General features: G+C 43.7%; 21 protein-coding genes and 4 tRNA genes. 6 read left to right on the forward strand and 19 right to left on the reverse strand.

Annotated elements, in window-relative coordinates:
• Positions 1–38 precede the first annotated feature (38 nt).
• From tuf to rpsU, 8 genes are all read right to left on the reverse strand, one after another.
• Positions 39–1,226, reverse strand: a complete 1,188-nt coding sequence (gene tuf, locus LJ658_RS03500) for an elongation factor Tu (RefSeq protein WP_214071510.1) — start codon at positions 1,224–1,226, stop codon at positions 39–41.
• Between the two features lie 64 nt (positions 1,227–1,290).
• Positions 1,291–1,362: transfer RNA gene (locus tag LJ658_RS03505), tRNA-Thr, on the reverse strand.
• Between the two features lie 119 nt (positions 1,363–1,481).
• Positions 1,482–1,554, reverse strand: a tRNA-Gly gene (locus LJ658_RS03510).
• A gap of 111 nt (positions 1,555–1,665) precedes the next feature.
• Positions 1,666–1,746: transfer RNA gene (locus LJ658_RS03515), tRNA-Tyr, on the reverse strand.
• Positions 1,747–1,847: 101 nt separating this feature from the next.
• Positions 1,848–1,920: transfer RNA gene (locus tag LJ658_RS03520), tRNA-Thr, on the reverse strand.
• A 253-nt stretch (positions 1,921–2,173) separates the two neighbouring features.
• A complete protein-coding gene (hpf, locus tag LJ658_RS03525; RefSeq protein ID WP_230545084.1) occupies positions 2,174–2,521 on the reverse strand; it encodes a ribosome hibernation-promoting factor, HPF/YfiA family in 348 nt (115 codons plus the stop codon).
• A gap of 12 nt (positions 2,522–2,533) precedes the next feature.
• Positions 2,534–3,424, reverse strand: a complete 891-nt coding sequence (locus tag LJ658_RS03530) for a tyrosine-type recombinase/integrase (RefSeq protein ID WP_230545085.1) — start codon at positions 3,422–3,424, stop codon at positions 2,534–2,536.
• An 86-nt stretch (positions 3,425–3,510) separates the two neighbouring features.
• Entirely contained in the window at positions 3,511–3,705 is a 195-nt protein-coding gene (gene rpsU / locus LJ658_RS03535; RefSeq protein WP_144248316.1) for a 30S ribosomal protein S21, read from the reverse strand.
• Between the two features lie 542 nt (positions 3,706–4,247).
• On the opposite strand from rpsU, the gene LJ658_RS03540 reads away from it, so the two are divergent.
• The 4 genes from LJ658_RS03540 (at position 4,248) to LJ658_RS03555 (ending at position 7,658) form a co-directional block, all read left to right on the forward strand.
• A complete protein-coding gene (locus LJ658_RS03540; RefSeq protein ID WP_230545086.1) occupies positions 4,248–5,831 on the forward strand; it encodes a PAS domain-containing sensor histidine kinase in 1,584 nt (527 codons plus the stop codon).
• A 114-nt stretch (positions 5,832–5,945) separates the two neighbouring features.
• The gene (locus LJ658_RS03545; protein ID WP_230545087.1) at positions 5,946–6,797 is read left to right on the forward strand and encodes a methylated-DNA--[protein]-cysteine S-methyltransferase; all 852 of its coding nucleotides are present in this window, start codon (positions 5,946–5,948) and stop codon (positions 6,795–6,797) included.
• 5 nt (positions 6,798–6,802) lie between these two features.
• Positions 6,803–7,072, forward strand: coding sequence for an Ada metal-binding domain-containing protein (locus LJ658_RS03550; RefSeq protein ID WP_230545088.1), 270 nt, complete (start codon positions 6,803–6,805; stop codon positions 7,070–7,072).
• Positions 7,059–7,658, forward strand: a complete 600-nt coding sequence (locus LJ658_RS03555; protein WP_230545089.1) for an alpha-ketoglutarate-dependent dioxygenase AlkB — start codon at positions 7,059–7,061, stop codon at positions 7,656–7,658. Before LJ658_RS03550 ends, LJ658_RS03555 begins: the two co-directional genes overlap by 14 nt.
• A 54-nt stretch (positions 7,659–7,712) precedes the next feature.
• On the opposite strand, the gene LJ658_RS03560 is transcribed toward LJ658_RS03555, so the two are convergent.
• Together LJ658_RS03560 and LJ658_RS03565 are read right to left on the reverse strand one after the other, a co-directional pair.
• The gene (locus tag LJ658_RS03560) at positions 7,713–8,885 is read right to left on the reverse strand and encodes an acyl-CoA dehydrogenase (RefSeq protein ID WP_255670398.1); all 1,173 of its coding nucleotides are present in this window, start codon (positions 8,883–8,885) and stop codon (positions 7,713–7,715) included.
• A 171-nt stretch (positions 8,886–9,056) separates the two neighbouring features.
• Positions 9,057–9,797 carry a hypothetical protein gene (locus tag LJ658_RS03565; protein ID WP_230545090.1) on the reverse strand — a complete coding sequence of 247 codons (741 nt, stop codon included), beginning with the start codon at positions 9,795–9,797 and terminating at the stop codon, positions 9,057–9,059.
• 325 nt (positions 9,798–10,122) lie between these two features.
• Between LJ658_RS03565 and LJ658_RS03570 the strand changes: the two genes are divergently transcribed.
• A complete protein-coding gene (locus tag LJ658_RS03570) occupies positions 10,123–11,361 on the forward strand; it encodes a glycoside hydrolase family 76 protein (RefSeq protein ID WP_230545091.1) in 1,239 nt (412 codons plus the stop codon).
• Between the two features lie 522 nt (positions 11,362–11,883).
• Here the strand turns inward: LJ658_RS03570 and LJ658_RS03575 are convergent.
• The 3 genes from LJ658_RS03575 to LJ658_RS03585 all read right to left on the reverse strand — a co-directional run bounded on the left by LJ658_RS03575 (position 11,884) and on the right by LJ658_RS03585 (position 15,227).
• On the reverse strand, positions 11,884–13,698 hold the full coding sequence (locus LJ658_RS03575; protein WP_230545092.1) for a glycoside hydrolase family 71/99-like protein: 1,815 nt from the start codon (positions 13,696–13,698) through the stop codon (positions 11,884–11,886).
• Between the two features lie 132 nt (positions 13,699–13,830).
• A complete protein-coding gene (locus tag LJ658_RS03580) occupies positions 13,831–14,358 on the reverse strand; it encodes an adenine phosphoribosyltransferase (protein WP_230545093.1) in 528 nt (175 codons plus the stop codon).
• Positions 14,355–15,227: a ComEA family DNA-binding protein gene (locus LJ658_RS03585; RefSeq protein WP_230545094.1), complete on the reverse strand. Its 873-nt coding sequence runs from the start codon at positions 15,225–15,227 to the stop codon at positions 14,355–14,357. The genes LJ658_RS03580 and LJ658_RS03585 overlap by 4 nt, the downstream gene beginning before the upstream one ends.
• Before the next feature lie 70 nt (positions 15,228–15,297).
• On the opposite strand from LJ658_RS03585, the gene LJ658_RS03590 reads away from it, so the two are divergent.
• Positions 15,298–17,052: a lysophospholipid acyltransferase family protein gene (locus LJ658_RS03590; RefSeq protein WP_230545095.1), complete on the forward strand. Its 1,755-nt coding sequence runs from the start codon at positions 15,298–15,300 to the stop codon at positions 17,050–17,052.
• A 29-nt stretch (positions 17,053–17,081) separates the two neighbouring features.
• Here the strand turns inward: LJ658_RS03590 and LJ658_RS03595 are convergent, their stop codons facing one another.
• From LJ658_RS03595 to LJ658_RS03620, 6 genes are all read right to left on the reverse strand, one after another.
• Positions 17,082–17,585: a DUF962 domain-containing protein gene (locus LJ658_RS03595; protein ID WP_230545096.1), complete on the reverse strand. Its 504-nt coding sequence runs from the start codon at positions 17,583–17,585 to the stop codon at positions 17,082–17,084.
• 74 nt (positions 17,586–17,659) lie between these two features.
• Complete coding sequence (gene rny, locus LJ658_RS03600) at positions 17,660–19,222, reverse strand: ribonuclease Y (RefSeq protein WP_230545097.1); 1,563 nt, start codon at positions 19,220–19,222, stop codon at positions 17,660–17,662.
• Positions 19,223–19,462: 240 nt separating this feature from the next.
• Entirely contained in the window at positions 19,463–19,756 is a 294-nt protein-coding gene (locus LJ658_RS03605) for a cell division protein ZapA (RefSeq protein WP_230545098.1), read from the reverse strand.
• 22 nt (positions 19,757–19,778) lie between these two features.
• Positions 19,779–20,066 (reverse strand): hypothetical protein, encoded by a 288-nt coding sequence (locus tag LJ658_RS03610; protein WP_230545099.1) that lies wholly within the window; start codon positions 20,064–20,066, stop codon positions 19,779–19,781.
• A gap of 35 nt (positions 20,067–20,101) precedes the next feature.
• Entirely contained in the window at positions 20,102–22,501 is a 2,400-nt protein-coding gene (pheT, locus tag LJ658_RS03615; RefSeq protein ID WP_230545100.1) for a phenylalanine--tRNA ligase subunit beta, read from the reverse strand.
• A 160-nt stretch (positions 22,502–22,661) separates the two neighbouring features.
• Entirely contained in the window at positions 22,662–22,886 is a 225-nt protein-coding gene (locus LJ658_RS03620; protein WP_230545101.1) for a hypothetical protein, read from the reverse strand.
• Positions 22,887–22,945 lie beyond the last annotated feature (59 nt).

Consider the following 22,945-nt stretch of genomic DNA (forward strand, 5'->3'; position numbering starts at 1 on the left):
AAATTAACCGTTTTTTAATTCCCTTAAAGGGATTGAAATTATTTTAAAATTTCAGTTACCTGGCCGGCACCTACTGTTCTGCCACCTTCACGGATAGCGAAACGTAAGCCTTTTTCCATTGCGATAGCGTTGATCAACTTTACAGTGATGGTAACGTTATCACCAGGCATAACCATTTCTACACCTTCAGCTAAGGTGATTTCACCTGTAACGTCTGTTGTACGGAAATAGAATTGCGGACGGTATTTGTTAAAGAACGGCGTGTGACGGCCACCTTCAGCTTTTGATAATACGTAAACTTCTGCTTTGAAATCAGTGTGCGGATTTACTGAACCTGGTTTGCAAATAACCATACCACGACGGATATCAGTTTTTTCAATACCACGTAATAATAAACCTACGTTGTCACCAGCTTCGCCACGGTCAAGGATCTTGCGGAACATCTCAACACCTGTTACGGTTGATTTCAAGTTCTCAGCACCCATACCTAATATATCAACCTGCTCACCAGAGTTGATTACACCACGCTCAATACGACCAGTTGCAACAGTACCACGACCAGTGATCGAGAATACGTCCTCAACAGGCATCAAGAATGGAAGTTCTGTCAAACGCGGAGGAATTGGGATGTAGCTATCAACAGCGTCCATCAATTCCATAATTTTACCAACCCATTTCGGATCAGCATTTAAGCCCCCCAAAGCAGAGCCCTGGATTACCGGGATATCATCACCAGGGAAATCATAGAATGATAATAGCTCACGGATTTCCATTTCTACTAATTCTAACAATTCCGGATCATCAACCATATCCACTTTATTCATGAATACAACTAATGAAGGTACACCTACCTGACGAGCCAAAAGAATGTGCTCGCGTGTTTGTGGCATCGGACCATCAGTTGCAGCAACTACGATGATAGCACCGTCCATTTGAGCTGCACCTGTAACCATGTTTTTCACATAATCCGCGTGACCCGGGCAGTCAACGTGAGCGTAGTGACGGTTAGCAGTTGAATACTCAACGTGCGCTGTATTGATTGTAATACCACGTTCTTTTTCTTCAGGAGCTGAGTCAATTGATTCAAATGAACGGGCTTCTGATAAACCTGCATCAGATAACACTTTAGTGATAGCTGCGGTAAGGGTTGTTTTGCCGTGGTCAACGTGACCGATTGTACCGATATTTAAATGCGGTTTACTGCGGTCAAACTTTTCTTTTGCCATGATTTATTTATTATTTGTAGGTTAATTTATATTCTTAATTATTACTATATACGTTACTACGTTGAGCCAACAATGGGATTTGAACCCATGACCTCTTCCTTACCAAGGAAGTGCTCTACCCCTGAGCTACGTCGGCTTATTGATTTTGAATTTCGGACGTTCAATTTCGGATTTAAATCCTTGTTAACTTCTCCGGCATTCTCTACCAGTTTTTTTAAGTCCGAAGTCGAAATTTCGAAATCCGACATCCTTTTGAGCGGAAGAAGAGGTTCGAACTCTCGACCTATAGCTTGGAAGGCTATCGCTCTACCAACTGAGCTACTTCCGCTTTTTTATTTAACGAGTGATTGAGTGAATTAGCAAATGATGGAGTGAACATTTTTCAATATCTACCTTTTCATTCACTCTTTCACTCAATGTTCCCTCACTCATTACAATGTGGGGGGAGAAGGATTCGAACCTTCGTAGCCGAAGCAACGGATTTACAGTCCGTCCCATTTGACCGCTCTGGTATCCCCCCATTTTTGTTTAATAATTGAACGTTTTAATTAGTGAATTATTGAATGACGAACTTACATTCACTCATCCTATAATTCGCTCATTCACTCAATGAATAAACAGAGCCTCCTATCGGGATCGAACCAATGACCTACTGATTACAAGTCAGTTGCTCTACCAGCTGAGCTAAGGAGGCTTATATACTTTATAATACCATGATCATCAAAAGACCAATCAGGAACTAACCGCAAAACCTGCAGGCTAATTTTTATAAGGTGTATTTTTTATTTTAAAGAACCGTTCCCTTTTATTGAAGAAGTGTGTTACACACCTCTCCGAAAGGGATTGCAAATTTACAAATAAATAACGCCCCACAAAATTTTTTATTAAAAAAAAATCGACGGCCTTTTTGCCGTCGATTTTTAAGAAATATTATGGGTTTTTTATTGTTAAAATTCCTCTTCGGTTGATGCCAGTACGGCCTTTTTAACCTCTTGAGCAGCAATCTCTTTCCGTTTTTTATGCTTCGCTATTTGTTTGCGCAGGCTCTCAATGGCAAGGTCGGTAGCCTCTTCAAAAGATTTACATTGTTCCTTCGCAAAAATTTGGTTGCCCGGCAACTGCAGCTTAATTTCTGTTATTTTATTGGCTTCGTGCTCTACATTTTCCAGCTTTAAATAAACCTCGCCATTTATAATGTTATCATAAAAGGTCTCCAGTTTATCGGCTTTCTTTTGTATAAATTCCAATAATCCTTTGTCTGCAGTAAAATGAATTGATTGCACTGTAATTTTCATGGTTCCTCCTTTTTATGCCTTTGGATGGGCTAGTTTGTAAATAGACTTTAATCGTTCAACAGAATTATGCGTATAAATTTGGGTGGCGCTTAGGTTAGCGTGGCCCAGTAATTCTTTTATCGCATTTAAATCGGCTCCTGCATTAAGCAGGCTGGTTGCAAAGGTGTGCCTCAACACGTGGGGGCTCTTTTTATTTTGGGTTGATATATAGGATAAATATTTTTGCACGGTTAAGTAAATTAGCTTTGGATATGCATTAGCCCCTTTATCAGTAACGATCAATGTTAACGAATTGTTACTAAAATTTTCACTTTTCTTTAACTCATTGTATCTCAGCAGCAATAAGCGCAATTCCTGGTTCAGCGGAATGATGCGCTCTTTATTACGCTTGCCCAAAACCTTAACTGTACCCTCATAAACGTTGATATCGGTATCTTTAATGCCCAGTAGCTCGGCCAGGCGCATGCCGGTGCCAAACAGCATCTCCATGATCAGCTTATCACGTGTGCCTTTAAAATCGTCGCTAAACACTTCGCCGTTGTCCAGCATCTGGGTAAGGCGCGCGTCTTCAACCACAACGGGTAAATGTTTAGGGATTTTGGGTGTGTTTATTTTTGATGCCGGGTTAACCGTTAACACCCCCTCCTGCACCAAAAACTTAAAGTATTTGCGCAATGTGGCTATTTTACGATTGATGGAACGGGCGGTAAGCTGCTGATTCATGAGCTCAACCATCCAGTTTCTAATCTGGTGATGAGTAATTTCCTGCGGATGGGTTATGGTTTGATCGGGATGGTTCAGGAAACCAATAAACTGATCAAGGTCTGACTGGTAGGCAGATACTGTATGCGGGGAGTACCGTTTTTCGAATTTAATATATTGTATAAACCGCTCTAAAAACATAAAAACTACTTGTACATCCCAATAGTTGAATGTACAAATAGTTTTATATATGTTAACAAGAAAAACTGAAAAATTCTTTTACCGAATTAAACAGTAGTTTCAAGGTTCATGTTCTGCTTGTAGATGGCATGCTTGATCTCGTGACGACGGCTAACCGATTTTTTCTCGAATGCCTGACGACTGCGAAGTTCGCGTAATACACCAGTTTTTTCAAATTTCTTCTTAAAGCGTTTTAACGCCTTGTCTAATGATTCGCCTTCTTTAACGTTGATTATGATCATAATTCCAAAATACCTCCTTTCAGGGACGGCAAATGTACGCACAATCTTTTGATTTTCAAACAGGTTTTTGAATTGAATAACAAATATTCTACATTAGGAGAATGTATCTTGATACCGATCACTTACTTTTAATTTATCTAATAACCACGTTGTTATTTGCAACACCATTAATAATAGTATCTATCAGTAAAGAATTATTTAAAAGCTTTACACTAACTAACATTCTGAGATGTTTAAATAAGGCACTTATATTTCAATTAATATCAGGCCTTATATTATCTGTTATGGCCTTTTTTTGGAATAAAGGCTTTGATTCAAACATGAATGTAAATCATTTTGCCGAGATATTTTTTAGTGCGACGTTTTGCTACATCGTAATTGGTCTATTTTATTATTTGCCGACAGTAATACTACTTAACATTATCAATTGGACAATAAAAAGAGTATCTACCTAATAGTTTGATTAAACCCGCCAAACATTTTTATTCCATTTCTGTTGATTGTATTTATTTTATATTAGCCCCCTTTACAGTTTATAGTACATGATTACAAACAACCCCTTACACACGACAAACAGCCATTATTTACAAGGGGGTGGCGAAATGGGGCAACTTATCCGGGACTTTGATTGGGACAATAGCGTTTTAGGCAGTCCCGAAGATTGGTCGCAAAGTTTATTAACTACTGTTAGTATTATTTTAAGTTCAAAGTTCCCCATGTTTTTATGGTGGGGCCCCCAGCTGATACAATTTTATAATGATGCCTATCGCCCCAGCCTGGGTCAAAACGGTAAGCATCCTAAAGCGCTGGGCCAGCGCGGCGAAGATTGCTGGCCCGAGATCTGGCCCGTAATAAAACCGTTGATTGATACTGTACTTGAGGGAGGCGAATCAACCTGGAGCGAGAACCAGCTCATCCCTATCTACCGGAACAACAAACTGGAAGACGTTTACTGGACATTTAGTTACAGCAGGGTTACCGATGAAACCGGCACCCCCGGTGGCGTATTGGTGATCTGTACCGAAACTACTGAGCAGGTACAATCATACAACAAAATACAAAGCGCTAAAAACGAGCTGGAGTTTGCCATTGAAGCAGCCGACCTGGGCACCTGGGACCTTGACCCGAAAACCAATAAATTTATCTGCAATGACCGTTTAAAAGAATGGTTTGGATTACCCGCCGATGAGGAAATAGCGCTGGAAAGTGCCGTGGCCGCAATAGCGGATGAAGACAGGGAAAGAGTTATTGAGGCTATCAAAAAATCTATGGCCAGCGGATCAGACGGTAATTATAATGTTATCTATACGGTTAAAAGCCTTAAAGATGGCACCCGCCGTATTGTTGAAGCTACCGGCCGTGCCTTGTTTGATACCGAAGGAATGGTATATCAATTTAGCGGCATATTACAGGACGTTACCGAAGAGTACCAGTTACAGGTACGTAAGGATGAGTTTATCAGTGTAGCCAGCCACGAGCTTAAAACGCCCATAACCTCGTTAAGCGCATCTATACAGATATTGCAGAAACTGGTTAAATCAAACCCAACATCTGATAAAGTACCGGTTTTTGTTAACAAGGCCAGCAACAATTTAAACAAGCTGATCCATTTGCTTGATGATTTACTTAATGTCACCAAAATACAACAGGGCCAGCTTGCCCTAAATATTAACCGTTTTGACCTGGTTGAGCTGATTAAAGACTGCTGCGAACATATCAATCCGTTAAATGAGTATGAATTTGCTTTTTTGGGTGATGATACGTTAATGATCTATGCTGATTACCGCCGGATAGACCAGGTGATGATCAACCTGATAGGTAATGCTATAAAATATTCGCCCCAATCAAAACGAATTGAGATAACCGTAATGCATGATGATGAACGGGCCACCGTTTGCGTGCGCGATTTTGGCATCGGCATTAATCCGCAAAAATTACCGCACCTGTTTGACCGCTATTACCGGGTTGACGCCTTTGGGCACCAGTTTTCCGGACTGGGACTGGGACTGTACATAAGTTCAGAGATCATAACCCGGCACAACGGCAAAATTGGCGTTGACAGCACTGTTGGCGACGGCAGCAACTTTTGGTTTAATTTGCCGATTGACGACAAGTTAGGCCTGTAGTCTTTTTGCTTACTGCACTCGTTTGCAACGGGCGGAGGAAATTAAACTCAGCAAGAAACGGGTTTCCTGCCATTTTGCCAGCCGGTACATTTGTATCATTAAATGATAACGATCATGGAAACGCAGAACGAAATTGATTACAAAAGAATAGCCGACGCTATTGAATATTTAAGGTTTAACTACAAAAGCCAGCCCACGTTAGAGGAAGCGGCGGCACATGTAAACTTAAGCCCCTTCCACTTTCAGCGCATGTTTAAAGAGTGGGCAGGCGTAACACCCAAACAATTTTTACAATACCTGAGCATTGAGCACGCCAAAGCTGTTTTAAAAAACAAACAGACTTCCTTATTTGATACCGCTTTTGAGACCGGTCTGTCGGGCACCGGCAGGCTGCATGATCTGTTCATCAAAATAGAAGGTATGACCCCCGGCGAATATAAAAACGGCGGCGAACAGCTTACTATTAACTATAGTTTTGCCGACAGCCTGTTTGGTACAATCATCGTAGCATCAACGGTTAAAGGCATCTGCTATATGGCGTTTGTTGATGATGACAACGACACCGCCTTTGCCCAATTGCAAAAACATTTCCCTAATGCTGCCTATCATCAATACCTTGATACCATACAGCAAAACGCCATTTTTATTTTCACGCAGGACTGGAGTAAACTAAGTGAGATCAAGCTCCATTTAAAGGGCACACCGTTCCAGCTAAAGGTTTGGGAAACTTTATTAAAAGTACCGATGGGCGGGCTGGTAACCTATGGCGGACTGGCGGGCGATTTACAGAACCCCAACGCCAGCCGTGCCGTTGGCTCGGCAGTGGCTTATAACCCGGTAGCTTTTTTAATCCCCTGCCACCGGGTAATCAAATCAAGCGGCGAAACCGGTCAATACCATTGGGGCAGCCAGCGTAAAAACGCAATGATCGGTTGGGAGGCTTCAAAAGCATTTGCAGCAGTATAGCCAATATGCTCAATCATACCGATCTGGGCGCAAAGCCTTTTGCCCGGCTCAGGGCATTACAATTGCTGATTTTAAACGGCAGGATAAAACTGGGTGGCTACAAAAAAGCAAAGATCTTTGGAACGCTCGCCTGCAAATCGGGCAGACGGATGAAGCCTGATAACCGGGTATTTTTTAAGGACGAACAGGAAGCTATAGCAGCGGGTTACCGCCCCTGCGCGCATTGCCTGAATAAACAATTTAAACTATGGAAATTACAAAATGGAACTATTTAAAACAACTATAATAGCCAACCTGCTCCCCTTTGACGGCGAAGTGAACTACTACGGCAAGGTAATGGAAACCGGCGAGGCCAATCAATATTTAAACACGTTATTAGATACCATCCAATGGAAAAACGATGAGGCCAAAATTTTTGGCCGGCATATCATCACCAAACGCAAAGTTGCCTGGTATGGCGACGACGGATATAGCTACACTTACTCAAACACCACCAAACAGGCGCTGGGCTGGACCAAAGAGCTTTTAGAACTCAAGGCCCTGGTTGAGCAGTTAACCAATCAAAAATATAATTCATGCCTGCTTAACCTGTACCATAACGGAGACGAGGGAATGGCCTGGCACAGCGACGACGAAAAATCATTAGGTAAAAACACGTCGATAGCCTCCCTGAGCTTTGGCGCCGAACGTAAATTTGCGCTTAAACACCGCGTTAGCAAAGAACCTGTTTCATTGATGCTGGAAAACGGAAGTTTACTGGTAATGAAAGGCACCACCCAAAGTAACTGGCTGCACAGCCTGCCCAAATCAAAAAAAATCACTAAGCCAAGAGTTAATTTAACTTTCAGGACGATGGTCTGAGTTTTTTAAAGCAGCCGGTGATACCATGAGTATGGCCCCGGGCTGCTTTAACTTTTATCTTAATATTTCCCTGCTGATGACGATCTTCTGGATCTCTGACGTACCCTCGCCTATGGTGCATAACTTGGCATCGCGATAATATTTTTCAACCGGGAAGTCCTTGGTATAACCGTAGCCGCCGAATATTTGTACTGCTTCGGTTGCACATCTTACGGCCACCTCTGATGCAAAGTATTTGGCCATGGCCGATTGTTTGGTAACCGGCTGATGACGGTTCTTAAAATCGGCGGCCTGCATAATCAACAGTTCGGCAGCCTCAATTTCGGTAGCCATATCTGCCAGTTTAAATGATATCCCCTGGAAACTTGAGATAGCCTGGCCAAACTGGCGGCGTTGTTTTGAATAAGCCAGGGCAGCCTCAAAAGCCCCCTTTGCTATACCCAATGACAGGGCCGCGATAGAGATACGGCCGCCATCCAAAACTTTCATAGCCTGGGTAAAGCCTTGGCCTTCCTGGCCTAGTAAATTCTCTTTTGGCACCCGGCAGTTATCAAAAACCAATTCGGTGGTTTCTGATGCGCGCATGCCCAGCTTATTCTCTTTTTTACCGTGGGTAAAGCCCGGGGTTCCTTTTTCAATTACTAATGCAGATATGCCACGCGAGTCGCCTTTGGCGCCGGTACGAACCATTACCACTGCTACGTCGCCCGACTTACCGTGGGTGATCCAGTTTTTTGATCCGTTGACCACATAATGGTCGCCATCTAAAACAGCGGTAGTCTCCATACCCAATGCGTCCGACCCGGTATTGGCTTCCGTTAATCCCCATGCACCTATCCACTCGGCAGTGGCCAGTTTAGGCAACCATTTTTGTTTTTGTTCTTCGTTACCAAAAGCCAGGATATGCCCGGTACAAAGCGAGTTATGCGCAGCAACCGATAATCCTATCGATCCGCAAACCTTTGCTATCTCCACAATTACGGTAACGTATTCAAAATAACCAAAGCCCGAACCGCCGTACTCCTCAGGTACCAAAACGCCCATCATACCCAACCCGCCTAATTTTTTAAAAAGCTCTACGGGGAAAGTCTGCGCTTCGTCCCATTCCATTACATAAGGGCGAATATTTTTTTCGGCAAAATCTTTGGCCATCTGGCCCACCATTACCTGATTGTCATTAGAAGAAAAACTGTATCCGGCGGATACATCCGTTAGCAAAGAATCCATGTATTTTTTATTGATTTACAGCAAAGTAACGCTAAAAACCAAAGATTAGTTTCAATTTTGGACGCCGTAAAAAGGGACTGTTTCGGTATATGGTACAGATAATAGGTTTAGTTGATTTAAAGGTGTTTATTGAAGACAGAAGGTTCTGAAAAATATTTTTAAACCAGGCGCCTATTGGGCCACATCCCTCATTACATATTCAAAGCTTAAGTACGCGTAGTTAAATGAATCAGGGTCATTAGGCTTGTTTACTTTTATAATGACCGATTTAGGATAACCATCCGCACCGGGCAGATAATTATATTGCGAGCCTAAATAAGGATAATGCTGGTAATAACTCTGGATTACAGCGTTCTTACTGATATAATCATTCTCCTGGTCATTAGCTGTTAACAGCAGGTATTTGGCAGTTGGATTATAATAAGGATTTTTATCCAATCCATATTCATTGGTAGTCGGGTTTGCATAAGTAACTATTTTATAGCTGGCCAGGTTGTCGTTTGCATAAGTAAACACAAAGCTGTAGCCGGGCCGGCCGGTGCGTTTGGTTACCCGGCCGTCTACCACGGTATAAGTATAAGTTTCGTCAAGCGGCGGTGCCTGCAAACGCATAGTAACCGGCACGCCATTGTTATAAGTAAAAGTATAATTAGTTGAGCCGGTACCCTGCCCATAACCAATTTTTACCAGATCGTCACCGTTATACGTATAATTCCAGGCCCCTCTTTTAATCAGCCGGTTTTTACTGTCGTAACTCATAAGGGTTATTGTTGTATCATCACCATTGGGGCCGGATACTTCGGTGATTTTAGAGAGTAGTTTGATCTGTTGCTTTGGGGCAACACCTTTTTTTTTGCAGGCGCCCAGCATAATGCATAGCGCTGCTACTGTAAGTAGCAGTTTTGTTTTCATAAGGATAGGATATTGGTTTATAACTATACTGCAAATTAAACAGATAGGTTATAAAATGCAAATTTGGGGCGGTATCCTTTTTTTCCGGACCGGCATAAATATTTTTAGCCGAATTATGATCTGGCCAACACTTTTAGCGCTTTTAGTTGTATATATAACAGCATAACCTAATATCAAGCTTTTACGTACTAACCTAAGCCTAATCTTTTAACCTTCTGACATTCTTTAAAAGTCAGATGCTGCCAATAATAAGACCTTTCTTTCTTTTTCCCTCGCCAAACCGAAACGAGCAAGTAAACTACTATAACCAATTAATTATTCCATTATGAGAAGAAAAATCAACACCATTTATTTTAGCCTTGATGAAGGCGGACTAAATCAGTCGTTAAATCGCGGCAAACAGCTGGCTGTTATTGCAGCGCTGGGTATCAGCTTTATTTTTGCAGGCTGTAAAAAAGAGCAATCTGCCAGTCGCGGCAATACAGCCCTAACTACCTCGGCTACCAATATTGGCCTGCCGGTTACGCCGCCGCCGCTGCCCACCAAAAGTGAAGCTTTACTGGCTATGCAGGTTTATAACAATCACTTTTACAACCAGTACGGAACTTATGGCCCGTCGTTTAAGGCTTATTACTGGAAAGATGATACACATGCCGGCCGGATGGATTTCTGGACGCAGCAAGAGGCTATTGAAACTTTGATAGATGCCTATAACATCAATCCAAGCACAGATCTTAAAAACAAGATAGCTTACCTGTATAATGGTGTTAGAGATGGCTACGGTTTGTTATGGACCAGCAACACATTTAACGATGACGTTGTCTGGGGATCGCTGATGTGCGTAAGGGCGTACCAGATCACCAACGACGGCGGCATGCTGGACATGGCCAAAAACAACTTTAACATGATGTGGAACCGCGCGTGGGATACCACCGCACTGGGAGGCGGCTTATGGTGGAACACATCCAACAACACCAAAAACACCTGTGTAAACGCACCGGCTGTAATTTGCGCGATGTTATTGTACCAGGCAACCGGCGACGTTACTTATAAAAACAAGGCCAAACTTGTTATGGACTGGATGGTGAGCAAACTATACACCGCGTCAACAGGCGAAGTTAAAGGGGCCATTATTCCGAACGGAACGATAACCGAAGGCGCGCTATCCTACACACAGGGGACCTTCATCGGTGCCTGTGATATTTTGAGGGCCGATTACCCTACAGGCAATTACCTGGCAATGGGAACCAACGCAATGAATTATGCAAAAAACAGCATGTGTAATACCGCTGGCGGGATATTAAACGACGAAAACGGCAGTGCCGATACCCAGGGAATGAAAGGCATTTTTGCACGCTGGGCCTGCAAGTTTGTACAACATACCGCTACAGTAAGCACCTATGGCGCCTGGCTGGATGCCAATGCTGCGCAAGCCTGGTCAATCCGCAACTCGATGGGGTTAATGTGGACCGTTTGGGGTACCCGCACGCCGGAGACTACCCGCAACGCTTTTGAAACCACCAGCGGTGTTTCTATGGTAAATAATATCTACGATTATCGTTAATAAACGCTTGCTCGTGCAGCGATAAAAATCATTAGTAAAAGTCCGGCTAACCCCGGACTTTTTTATTTTAAAGATTTTAAATCAGGAGGCGGAGCCCCGACAAATATTGAAACAATGGATTTTAATCCGTTAAAAACAGCAAAGGAACAATTTAAGAACTGTGGGTTCGGCTCATATAATATGCGCCGTGCCGATGGCACTCCGGGTTAAATGGCTGATTCAACAACGGGTTTCAACCCGTTGCTATAAAATGAGACGAGCCGATGGCTCTTATCCTGCAAATTCCGGGATGCCTAGGTATTGCAAATCGCATAACATTGGGTAAGGACTATCAATCCCGCCGGCATAGAGGCGGAGCCTCGACAAATTTTGTAGCAACGGATTTTAATCCGTTGAAAACAACAAAGTAACAATTTAAGAACCGTAGGTTCGGCTCATATAATATACCGTGCGACATCGCAAATCGCATAACATTGGGTCGGAGGCTATCATCCCGCCGATATACAATTTCTTATTGACATATCAATCTTTAAAAGTCAGCATATACTTCGTCTCTGCCAGGTATCTTTCAATTGATATATCGTCATTATAGTAATAGGTTAGATACACTTCGCCCTTGCCTTTTTTGTACATAAAAAACAACTTCATCTTATGGTAGATGTTTTTATATGGGCGTATCACAGGTATATCGGCAATACCGGCATCGTCGGCATTGTATTTTTTTAACTCCTCGCCCTTAAACAGCGTTACTTTATTACTATCTAATATCCCAAACTCTTTTCCATATATCCTTGTACGAGAATTTGTACTATCAACCATTCCATTTACTATGCGTTGGTGGTTATCTTCATTATAAATCCAACGGCCTATAAATTTAATCTTAGAAGTATCGGTGTTAAAGAAAACAGCAGAAATTATTACATGTTTATCTTTTGAAGTAAATTGATAAGATGGCGATGACATCTGAGCACCGTATCCATTATGGGGTGTATAGTTGGAATGATCAATACTGTCAGACCCAATGAAACTTTCGGGTCGTTTATAATTTAACCCCTCTGCATACAGATAGTAATTAAAAAGAAAGTCTTTAGGCCTGGGAACCTCCTGTTCATTCTTAGCCTTTCCCCTCAACACATTGCCCGTCGCCTGGGCCAATTGCAGATACCAATCCGAAGGAATTAACGATCCATCCTGATCTAATGATAAAAACTTTTCATTAGCCGGCCGTTCTGCGGCGGTTGGGGCGGCTTTGTACATGGCGGTGCCTTCGTCGATTTCATCAAACATGGCTATGTATATCATGTTTACGCCGGCGTTAATTACATTGTAAGATTGGTGCCAGTAAAAAGCTCCAGCCCTACGCGGGATCTGGTTAAACGGGCTTTTGCCGTGACGCAGATTATACCAGGAGAACCCGGGGAAGATCACCGGCAGGTAAGCTATTTTATGCGCATCGCAATAAGCTTTGTCGGGGATCACGGTGCGGTCGCGAAATTTATCGGCGCCCTTTTCATCGCCAAAACGGCCGACGGCCCAGGGGCTGATGATATCCATTTTATTATAAACTGCCTTCCACTCGTCGGTATGCGTGAGCCAGGTATCGTTGATACCGCCCATTATGGTAGCCTGGTATTTTTTAGGTGCGTTGTGATGGAACCAGTCCAATATAGAATCGGCCTGCGCAACAGGCGCAAATGGTACGGTATGATCAAAACCCAATCCCCAGATAGACAGCAGCGGCTTGCCGTTATGATGCAGATAGGATTTGCCTTTGGTAACGCCTAACGAATCGACCAGGAACTTCCAGTCGGCTATCAGGTCCTTTTTCCAGTTGGGGCCGGCGCCCGAGATATCATACATAATACAATACACGCGTTTATACTTTTCGCTGGCCTGTTTAACGTTGCGCACCACCTGGTTAAAATGCCTGCGGCCGCCGCGCGATCTGATATCAGAAATAAAACGCTGCTCAAACACGCCATCCAGTTCATGCTCCATCATCCATTTAAAATGCAGGTCGACCGCCCCATATTTATAAGCCGAGTACAGCTTCGCCGGCGAACCATCCGGGTAATGCATGTTGGTGGCTTCCAATACCTCGGCGGGATATTCGCGCATATCCGGCCATACATCAAAATCGGCATTTATGGCATCCGGCTTGCCGCCGAAATAATGCCGCCAAACGTTATTGCCCGATCCGTCATTAGGCGTAGCATGCCAGCCCTGGTAACCAAACATCACCTTATTATTTAACGTGGTGGTACTGGGCACGTACTTTTGCGCTGTGCCGTTGAGGGCGGCAAATACAAATGCTGTAATGATGGACGCTAATTTCATAAGCTAATTTTGCAATTTATTGGTGACCTGATTTTGCCAGTGTTCCGGAGTGTTCCGCTTCGTTCCGGTGTGTTCCACAGTGTTCCGGTGTGTTCCGCTTCGTTCCGCTCACGCAAAGCGGAACACCCATGGCTAATACTCTGCCAGTACAATTATTTTATCGCTTATTGATGTTATCTTTTCTTTCCCGTTTAAAAAGCCAAGCCCCACTACAAACGAGAACCCGCATACTACGCCGCCCATTTCCCGGATCAGGTCACTGGCGGCGGTTACTGTGCCGCCGGTTGCCAGCAGGTCATCATGCAATAAGATATGCTGGCCGGGTTCAAAAGCATCGGTATGCATCTCAATAGTGGCGGTACCATATTCCAGGTCGTATTTTTTTTGTTTGATGGTATAGGGCAGCTTGCCGGCCTTGCGCACCGGAATAAAGGGTACGCCCAGCCTGGTGGCCAGGGTCAGCCCGAATAAAAAGCCGCGGCTCTCTACCCCCGCCACCGCGTCAATGCGGATACCTTGCAGGCGGCTTACAAACGCATCAACAATGTCTTTGCACAATGCGGGGTCCTTTAATATGGTTGTAATATCTTTAAACACTATCCCCGGTTTCGGGAAATCGGGTATATCCCTTACGGCTGATTTGATTTGCTGCTCTATCATTTAAAAACTAAATATGGTTCAATTTTACGCAAAATAATGTCATCAAGTATGGCTATATTCTTCATATCGGCTACAGACCGGTAATTGCCATGCTGCTGCCGGTATTGGATCACTGCATTGGTTTGTTTATTGGTTAAATACGGAAACTTGCGCAGCCCCTCAAAATCCACCTCATTGATTTTAATTTTAGTGATGTTGGCCGGGTTAATACTGAGTTGGTTTTTAATTTCGGCATACTTAGCGGTATCAATGCCGTAAACTTCTTTTAACTGTTCCTTATTTAAAAATCCGCCTAACCGTTTTCGATAGGCAATGATCCGCGCAGCGAAAGCCGGACCCACACCATGGACCCGTGTAAGTTTGGCCGAGTCTGCGCCGTTAAGTTCAACCACCTCGCCCGCCGACAGTTTATTAGCGGTATAGCCGGCATGGGGGATATTAATATAGGGCGCCAGGCGCCGGTAATCATCGCTGGTTATGGCATATATCTTCTGTACATCTTCCTTCCGGTTAAAGTGGCCGCCTTTGGCTTCATAGTGTTGTATTATGCTGATCTGCCGCGCGCTCAGGCCCAGATGCCTCCACTGCCCGGCCGGCAGGTGATTAGGATTAAAGACAAACATTACCGGTTCAGCAATTTTTTCATCAGACAGGCTTTCGTTACCATATCCTTGGGCGCCGCCGCCTTTTGCCTGTTTAAGCAGGGCCACGTCTTTATCAAAATCTTTAAGGTCAATACTATTATCTTTATGAAAATATTGATAGATATAAGGCGCCGCCAATACCGCCAGCATGATAATAATTAATATCACCATTCCGTTCCACTCTTTTTTTGTGATGGAAAGGTAATTTTTTAGGCGTGATTTCATTGGCTTGGTTAAATACGCCATTAAAGTAATAAATTTAGGAGATATTTATAGCCATACATTAGCCCGCTAAATGAAAATCATAACTACCGAAGAATTTGCAAAGGCCACAAAGCTGGACAGGTTGAAACTACCGGGATTAGCTTCTTTCCTGATGGAGCTAATGAAAATAAACCAGGTAAACGACCTGTTTGCCCAGGCACAGCCCAAACAGGGCATTGAATTTATAGATGCCATTTTAGCGGGCTGCGGAGTTGAAATAGAATTTGATGAAAAGGAATTAAAAAACATCCCCGCAACCGGCAGCTTTATTGCCATTGCCAATCACCCTTATGGCGGTATTGAGGGTTTGGTACTGCTCAAGATGCTGCTGATGGCCCGGCCCGATGCTAAACTCATGGCTAATTTCTTACTGAAAAAAATACCCAACCTCAGCGATTTTTTTATTGCCGTAAACCCGTTCGAAAATATTGAACATTCATCAAGCATAAGCGGATTAAAAAGCACCCTGCAATTATTGGCCGACGGTACACCCATTGGCATATTTCCGGCGGGCGAGGTATCAACCTTTAAACTGGATAAACAGGAAGTAACCGACCGCCTGTGGCACCCGGTAGTGGGCAAAATCATAGCCAAGGCCAAAGTACCGGTGGTGCCGGTATATTTCCATGGCAATAACGGGCTGCTCTTTAATTTACTAAGCATCATACACCCTGCGCTGCGCACAGCCAAGCTACCGTCAGAGTTGTTTAACAAACAGGGGCAAACCATAAAACTGCGCATCGGCAAGCCTATAAAAGTTGATGATATCCCTGACAATAACAACAGCACTAAGCTGCTTAATTACCTGCGGGCGCGCACTTACGCCTTAGGATCAGGACTAGAGGAGGAGAAAAAGATATTTAACCCGCGTAATCTTTTCAAAATAAAAAAAAAAAAACAGGAGATAGTTAAACCGATTGACCCCGCTGTTTTAGAGAAAGAGGTAGCCGGCCTGCGCGATGATTATACCGTTTGGGTTGAGAAAAACTACGAGGTGTTTATTGTACCTACTTCGGCAATACCCTGCACTATACGTGAGATTGGCCGTTTAAGGGAAGTTACCTTTCGCGAGGTTGGCGAAGGCACTAATATGGCCAGCGACCTGGATGAATATGATATTTACTATCACCATTTATTTATCTGGGATAATGAGGCTAAAATGATTGTAGGCGCCTACCGCATTGGCCTGGGCGACGAGATATTTTACAGCCTGGGTAAAGACGGCTTTTACATTACCGAATTATTTAAAATAAAAGAGCAGTTTACCCCGGTGCTGAGAAAGAGCCTGGAGCTGGGCCGCTCATGGATCCGTAAGGAATACCAGTTAAAGCCTCTGCCTTTGTTTTTATTATGGAAAGGTATATTGAAATATTTGTTGGACAACCCGCGCTATAAATATTTGATCGGCCCGGTTAGCATCAGCAATTCGTTCTCTAAGTTTTCTAAATCACTGATAGTAGATTATATAAACCGTAATCATTTTGATCACGAAATGGCGCAGTTTGTTAAGCCGCGCAAAAAATTTAAAGTTGATTTTTCAAGTATTGATACCGACCTGCTTATGAGCGGCGAGGACTCTTTTAAAGGACTGGACCAGCTAATATCACAGATAGAAACCCATAACATGAAGGTGCCGGTATTGCTTCGCCAGTACATCGGCCTTAATGCCAAGATCATCAGCTTTAATATCGACCCTAAGTTTTCTGACTCGCTGGACGGATTCCTGGTTTTAGACCTGGAGAATGTTCCGCAGGATACTTTGGACAAGTTGGGGAAGAATATATAAGGCCCAAACCGGGGAAATTAAAGGGTGCGTTAATACTTGATCCCGAACTTCTTTAAAACCAAACTTAACAACCACAGCGGTGACGTCAGCATGAATTTAAACTCTTCTGAAAAAGTGGGTTTGCGGCCCTCAATACGATAGCCTATAAACTGAGCTATGTTGGCCATGATGAAGATAAACACGCATACCTGCGGCAATAATACGCCCGAATGTTCTGCAGCCTGTACCTGTATAACCAGGTATACCAGGGCGAATAGCAGCAGCAGCATAACGTAGGATAATATAGGCGATAAACGCATATAATAATAAACGCTAAACGCGATCAGGAACGAACCCCAATTTAGGTAGATAATATAGCTCCCTAAAAACTTTAACTGCGGAAAAGGCAGCGACCATACAAAGCCCACCACGCTAAATACAATTAACGGAATACAGATGTAGTTGATAATGCGGTTTGCGGGCTTTTGATGGAAGCCGGCATACTCGTCAATTATAACGTCGACGGGGCGTTTATCTGTCTTTTGATTTTTCATAAATTACTATGAAACGATAGTAAATGTCATTGCAGCGCGCGATTGCTTCGCTCACCGCAATGACAAATATGTTATTACTTGGCAAACGCTACCGACCGGGTTTCCCTGATAACGGTAACCTTGATCTGGCCCGGATAGGTCATTTCTGTCTGGATGCGGTTGGATATGTCGGCAGCCAGGATCTCTGATTCAGCATCACTGATCTTTTCGCTTTCAACTACCACGCGCAGCTCGCGGCCGGCCTGTATAGCAAATGTTTTTTCAACACCCGGGTATGACATTGCCAACTCTTCCAGCTCTTTTAAACGCTTGATATAGCTTTCAACCACTTCGCGGCGTGCACCCGGGCGCGCACCTGATATGGCATCACAAACCTGGATTATCGGCGACAGCATGGAGGTCATCTCCACCTCGTCGTGGTGGGCGCCAATGGCGTTACAAACTTCGGGGTGTTCTTTATACTTCTCGGCCAGTTGCATACCTAAAATTGCGTGAGGCAGTTCAGGGTTATCATCAGGCACTTTACCAATATCATGCAGTAAACCGGCGCGTTTAGCCAGCTTAACATTAAGGCCCAACTCGGCAGCCATCGTAGCGCAGAAATTAGCAACCTCGCGCGAGTGTTGTAATAGGTTTTGTCCGTAAGAAGAACGGTAGCGCATCCGGCCAACCATACGGATCAGTTCGGGGTGCAGGCCGGTGATACCTAAATCAATCACGGTACGCTCGCCTATTTCTACAATCTCTTCTTCTATCTGCTTTTTGGTTTTGGCAACGATCTCTTCGATACGTGCCGGGTGGATCCGGCCATCAGTTACCAAACGGTGCATAGCCAAACGGGCTATCTCGCGGCGTACCGGGTCAAAGCCTGAAAGGATGATCGCTTCCGGGGTATCATCAACAATGATCTCAATACCGGTAGCTGCTTCCAGCGCACGGATGTTACGACCCTCGCGACCAATGATCCGGCCTTTGATCTCATCATTTTCAATATTGAAAATAGATACGGTATTTTCGATAGCGCTCTCGGTAGCGGTACGCTGGATAGTCTGGATAACTATTTTCTTGGCCTCTTTAGTGGCCGTGAGCTTGGCTTCGTCAACAATATCTTTAATCTGTGCCATTGCCTTTGAGCGGGCGTCTTCACGCAGGTTATCAATTAACTGGTTCTTTGCATCCTCAGCCGAAAGCCCTGCAATGGTTTCTAACTGCTCAACATGTTGGTTTTTCAAGACTTCAACTTCTTCCTGTTTTTTTATCAGAATCTCTGACTGGCGCTCCAGGTTTTGCCTGGCTTTATCTAATTCGCCCTCTTTACGATTCAGGTTCTCTAATTTCGAATTGTACGATTGCTCTTTCTGCTTAACTTCATTTGCACGCTGGTTAATGTCGTTATTCTTGGCATTTACCTCCTGCTCATGCTCGGCTTTCATCTGTAAAAAGCGTTCCTTGGCTTCAAGCAATTTGTTTTTCCTTAAGATCTCGGCATCGTTTTCTGCATCTTTAAGGATCTTTTTTACTTTATTTTGAGCGTTAGCTTCCTGGTCTTTAAACAGCTTGCGCAACAGGAAGCGTCCTGCAACGAAGCCGGTTGGGATACCCGCGAGCAGCCCAATTATGATGTATAGTATATTCATTTGGTTATAAAGGTTTGTTGTTAGTATATAATAAAAAAACCGCGACTAAACTTTACGTATCATGTATTTTAAAAACTTCGTTACAGATATTTTAGAATCATGGGTTACCGTTAAACTGTAATGAGTAACGCACGCCTTCCTGATCCGTAGATATTGAAGTGTTAAGTTTTTAATAGTGAAACATAAAATTCAACCGCGGTTAAATCTTAATTGGCTCTGTTATTATGTAAAGAACGTTTATTACGACTTTGAAAAAAATTCGGTCAACAAATGATCTAACTGATAAACCTTGTCTGCTACTTCTGAATCCTCAACGGTAACTTTTTTCTCTGCCTTTAATGATGATGTTGCGTAATGCAACACGCTCATCGCAAGTAAATCCTGTTTATCCCTGACCGCGTAATTTTCCTGATATTCTTTTATACGGTCGTTTATCAACTTCGCTGCCCTACGTATTATTTCTTCCTCTTCCATGTTCACCTTTAAGGGGTAAACTCTGTCAGCAATATTTATTTTTATTGAGATTTCTCCCATTTGAGCTTGTTCACTTTATGTACTACTTTTTCAGTAATACAATGCACTTATCTATTTCCTGCACAAATTCGTTAATTTTTTGCTTAATGTCAACACTTTTTTCATTTGTTTCAGAAAAAGATTTTGCAAGCTTCACCGCGCGCATTTTTTCGTCCAGCTCTTTGGTCTTGTTTTTACTGGCATTTAACGCTGCTACTAAGGTATCGTTCTCCAGTTTTAACAGGTCATTCTCCTCCTGTAAAGCCGCACACAGCTCTATCAACCTTTCGGTTTTTTCAATCACATTATTTAATTGCGCGGCGGTCGACATTTTCTTTCTATTCTCTAATCCTAATTAACTAATCACTACTTTCTAACAAGCGCTCCCGCTTCCTTCTCTAAGTTATAAATTAATTTCTGCATGATGGCGTCGATGGCTTTGTCGGTTAAAGTTTTCTCGGCGTCCTGCAGGATGAAGCTTAGCGCGTATGATTTCTTTCCGGCGGGCAGCTTGTCTCCCTCGTACACATCAAACACACTGATCTCTTTTAACATCTTACGCTCGGTGCGCTGGGCGATTTGTTTTAGCTGACCGAAAGATACGCCTTTATCAATCAGCATAGACAGATCGCGCTTTACCGCCGGGAACTTAGAAATGTCCTGGTAAACGATCTTATTTTTCTTAACGATCTGCATGATCTGGTCGAAACTGAAATCAGCATAAAAAACTTCCTTGTCCACGTCGGCTTTTTTCAAAGCGTCTTTGGCAACCGCGCCAAATTTTACCAGTGTCTTGTTGTTTTTGATATAGTTTAAACCGTAGGCCATTTTTTTGCAGGTGGTATCTTCAACCACCACATCGGTAATATTCAGTTTTTGCAGGATGCCGTCAACAATAGCTTTCAGGTTATAAAACGTAGCGGCCGTGGCTTTTTGGTTCCATTGGGCCGGTGCTGTTGTGCCGCTCATAAAAATAGCGAAACGCTGGCTCTCGTTATACTTGTCCTCCTTAACGCTGTAAACTTTGCCAAACTCGTAAAACCTGATGTCCGCATTCTGGCGGTTTTGATTGTAGGCGATAGCTTCCAGACCGGAGAACAGCATGGTTTGGCGCATCACGTCCAGGTCAGAACTTAACGGGTTCAATATTTTTACTGCCGACTCCAGGTCGCTTGAGTAGGCAGACTTGGTTAATGAGTTCGACATGATCTCGTTAAAGCCGTTAGCCGTTAACAGATCACTCAGCAGGTTTTGTACCGTATCTTTCTCAGGCCGGGGCGACGCACTGAGCGACGCACGCACCTGTGTTGGTATATAAATGTTGTTGTAGCCGTAAATGCGCAGGATCTCTTCTATCACGTCCACATCGCGGGTTACATCAACCCGGTAAGGCGGCACTTTTAAAATTAAGCCTTCGGCAGATTCACTAACAATGTGAATATCCAGGGCTTTAATAATTGCTACTATCTCTTCGTGCGGGATAACCTGGCCTATTAAACGGTGCACATTGCTATAGCTCAGGTCCACATCAAACGGCGCAACCGGGTTTGGGTACAGGTCGATAAGGTTTGATGAGATCTGCCCGCCGGCAATTTCTTTAATCAATAAGGCAGCACGTTTTAAAGCAAAGATCACCATATCCGGATCGGTGCCACGCTCAAAGCGGAACGAAGCATCCGTTTTTAGGCCGTGTCTTTTAGCCGTTTTACGTACCGATACCGCGTTAAAATAAGCGCTCTCTAAAAATATGCTGGTTGTACTTGCCTTAACGCCCGAATCGGCACCGCCAAAAACGCCGGCAATACACATTGGCGCTTCGGCATTGCAGATCATCAAATCATCAGCAGATAATTTGCGTTCTACATCGTCCAAAGTTTTAAATACTGTTCCTTCGGCAACGTTCTTTACAATTACCTTATTGCCTTTAATCGCATCGGCGTCAAAAGCGTGTAAGGGCTGGCCGAGGTCATGCAAAACATAATTGGTGGCATCAACCACGTTGTTTATCGACCTAACGCCAATAACCGCCAAACGCTCTTTTAACCATTGCGGCGATTCTTTTACTTCGATGCCCGAAATAGTCAAACCGGCATAACGCGGACTTGCAGCTTCATTCTCCACTACAACCTCAATAGGGCGGTCGGTGTTATCAACTTTAAAAGCAGAGATATCAGGTTTGGTAATGCCGATCTTTAAAAAAGCGGCAATATCACGCGCAGTACCTAAATGCGATACCGCGTCGGCACGGTTGGGGGTTAAGCCAATCTCGTACATGTAGTCATCGTTCAGCTTAAAATATTCTTTTGCGGCGGTACCCACGGTAGCATCATCAGCCAAAACCATAATCCCTTCATGACTCGTACCCAGGCCTATTTCGTCTTCGGCGCAGATCATCCCAAGGGATACCTCGCCACGGATTTTTGATTCTTTGATCAGGAACGGTTCGCCGGTAACCGGGTGTACCGTGGTGCCCACCGTAGCAACCACTACCTTTTGACCGGCAGCAACATTGGCCGCGCCGCAAACAATTTGCAGATCTTCAGCGCCGCCAACATCAACTTTGGTAACTTTCAGGCGGTCGGCATTGGGGTGCTGGGCGGTTTCTTTAACATAGCCAATTACCAGGCCTTCTAAACCGCCGGGTATAGCCTGTACCTTCTCCAGGCTTTCAACCTCTAAACCGGTACCGGTTAAAATAGTCGAAATTTGTTCGGGAGTTTTATCAGTATTAATAAATTCTTTAAGCCAATTATAGGATATCTTCATTACAACGAATCGATAATCGGCAAAGATACGATTTAAGGCGAAAGGTAAAAGGTAGAAAGGTGAAAGGTTGCATTGAGATAAAAAGGCAGAAAGGTAAAAGGCGAAAGGCAAATTTGCCCCACCTTTTACCTTTCCGCCTTTAACCGTTCACCTCAAAAAACTATTCGTCGTCGCCGGTATGGTCATCGTCGTCTAAATTGAGGGTATACGATGGCTCTGATGCTTCATACGCCTGGTCAAGCGCGTCAGTGTCGGCTGTTTCTTCGCCCGATTCATATTCAGCTTCGCTGTCAAATCCGTTCGAGTGGATGTCCTGCTGGCTCATTTGCTCAACATCTTCGTTTTCGGCGTCGTCTAATGGTATTTGGTCGTCTGGATTTATCATGGTTATAGTTTTTTATATACAACGTCTTTCGCTATGGGTTGTTTCAATAATAAAAAAGG

Source organism: Mucilaginibacter sp. UR6-11 (assembly GCF_020880695.1).
Classification (GTDB): domain Bacteria; phylum Bacteroidota; class Bacteroidia; order Sphingobacteriales; family Sphingobacteriaceae; genus Mucilaginibacter.

What these genes read in the sequence shown, in the direction of transcription:
- tuf (WP_214071510.1), bottom strand. Translation starts at nt 1,226, where the DNA reads ATGGCAAAAGAAAAGTTTGACCGCAGTAAACCGCATTTAAATATCGGT.
- LJ658_RS03585 (WP_230545094.1), bottom strand. Translation starts at nt 15,227, where the DNA reads ATGAAATCACGCCTAAAAAATTACCTTTCCATCACAAAAAAAGAGTGG.
- LJ658_RS03555 (WP_230545089.1), top strand. Translation starts at nt 7,059, where the DNA reads ATGGAACTATTTAAAACAACTATAATAGCCAACCTGCTCCCCTTTGAC.
- LJ658_RS03610 (WP_230545099.1), bottom strand. Translation starts at nt 20,066, where the DNA reads ATGTCGACCGCCGCGCAATTAAATAATGTGATTGAAAAAACCGAAAGG.
- LJ658_RS03530 (WP_230545085.1), bottom strand. Translation starts at nt 3,424, where the DNA reads ATGTTTTTAGAGCGGTTTATACAATATATTAAATTCGAAAAACGGTAC.
- LJ658_RS03545 (WP_230545087.1), top strand. Translation starts at nt 5,946, where the DNA reads ATGGAAACGCAGAACGAAATTGATTACAAAAGAATAGCCGACGCTATT.
- LJ658_RS03575 (WP_230545092.1), bottom strand. Translation starts at nt 13,698, where the DNA reads ATGAAATTAGCGTCCATCATTACAGCATTTGTATTTGCCGCCCTCAAC.
- rpsU (WP_144248316.1), bottom strand. Translation starts at nt 3,705, where the DNA reads ATGATCATAATCAACGTTAAAGAAGGCGAATCATTAGACAAGGCGTTA.
- rny (WP_230545097.1), bottom strand. Translation starts at nt 19,222, where the DNA reads ATGAATATACTATACATCATAATTGGGCTGCTCGCGGGTATCCCAACC.
- LJ658_RS03605 (WP_230545098.1), bottom strand. Translation starts at nt 19,756, where the DNA reads ATGGGAGAAATCTCAATAAAAATAAATATTGCTGACAGAGTTTACCCC.
- LJ658_RS03570 (WP_230545091.1), top strand. Translation starts at nt 10,123, where the DNA reads ATGAGAAGAAAAATCAACACCATTTATTTTAGCCTTGATGAAGGCGGA.
- hpf (WP_230545084.1), bottom strand. Translation starts at nt 2,521, where the DNA reads ATGAAAATTACAGTGCAATCAATTCATTTTACTGCAGACAAAGGATTA.
- LJ658_RS03580 (WP_230545093.1), bottom strand. Translation starts at nt 14,358, where the DNA reads ATGATAGAGCAGCAAATCAAATCAGCCGTAAGGGATATACCCGATTTC.
- LJ658_RS03590 (WP_230545095.1), top strand. Translation starts at nt 15,298, where the DNA reads ATGAAAATCATAACTACCGAAGAATTTGCAAAGGCCACAAAGCTGGAC.
- LJ658_RS03595 (WP_230545096.1), bottom strand. Translation starts at nt 17,585, where the DNA reads ATGAAAAATCAAAAGACAGATAAACGCCCCGTCGACGTTATAATTGAC.
- LJ658_RS03620 (WP_230545101.1), bottom strand. Translation starts at nt 22,886, where the DNA reads ATGATAAATCCAGACGACCAAATACCATTAGACGACGCCGAAAACGAA.
- pheT (WP_230545100.1), bottom strand. Translation starts at nt 22,501, where the DNA reads ATGAAGATATCCTATAATTGGCTTAAAGAATTTATTAATACTGATAAA.
- LJ658_RS03565 (WP_230545090.1), bottom strand. Translation starts at nt 9,797, where the DNA reads ATGAAAACAAAACTGCTACTTACAGTAGCAGCGCTATGCATTATGCTG.
- LJ658_RS03560 (WP_255670398.1), bottom strand. Translation starts at nt 8,885, where the DNA reads ATGGATTCTTTGCTAACGGATGTATCCGCCGGATACAGTTTTTCTTCT.
- LJ658_RS03550 (WP_230545088.1), top strand. Translation starts at nt 6,803, where the DNA reads ATGCTCAATCATACCGATCTGGGCGCAAAGCCTTTTGCCCGGCTCAGG.
- LJ658_RS03540 (WP_230545086.1), top strand. Translation starts at nt 4,248, where the DNA reads ATGATTACAAACAACCCCTTACACACGACAAACAGCCATTATTTACAA.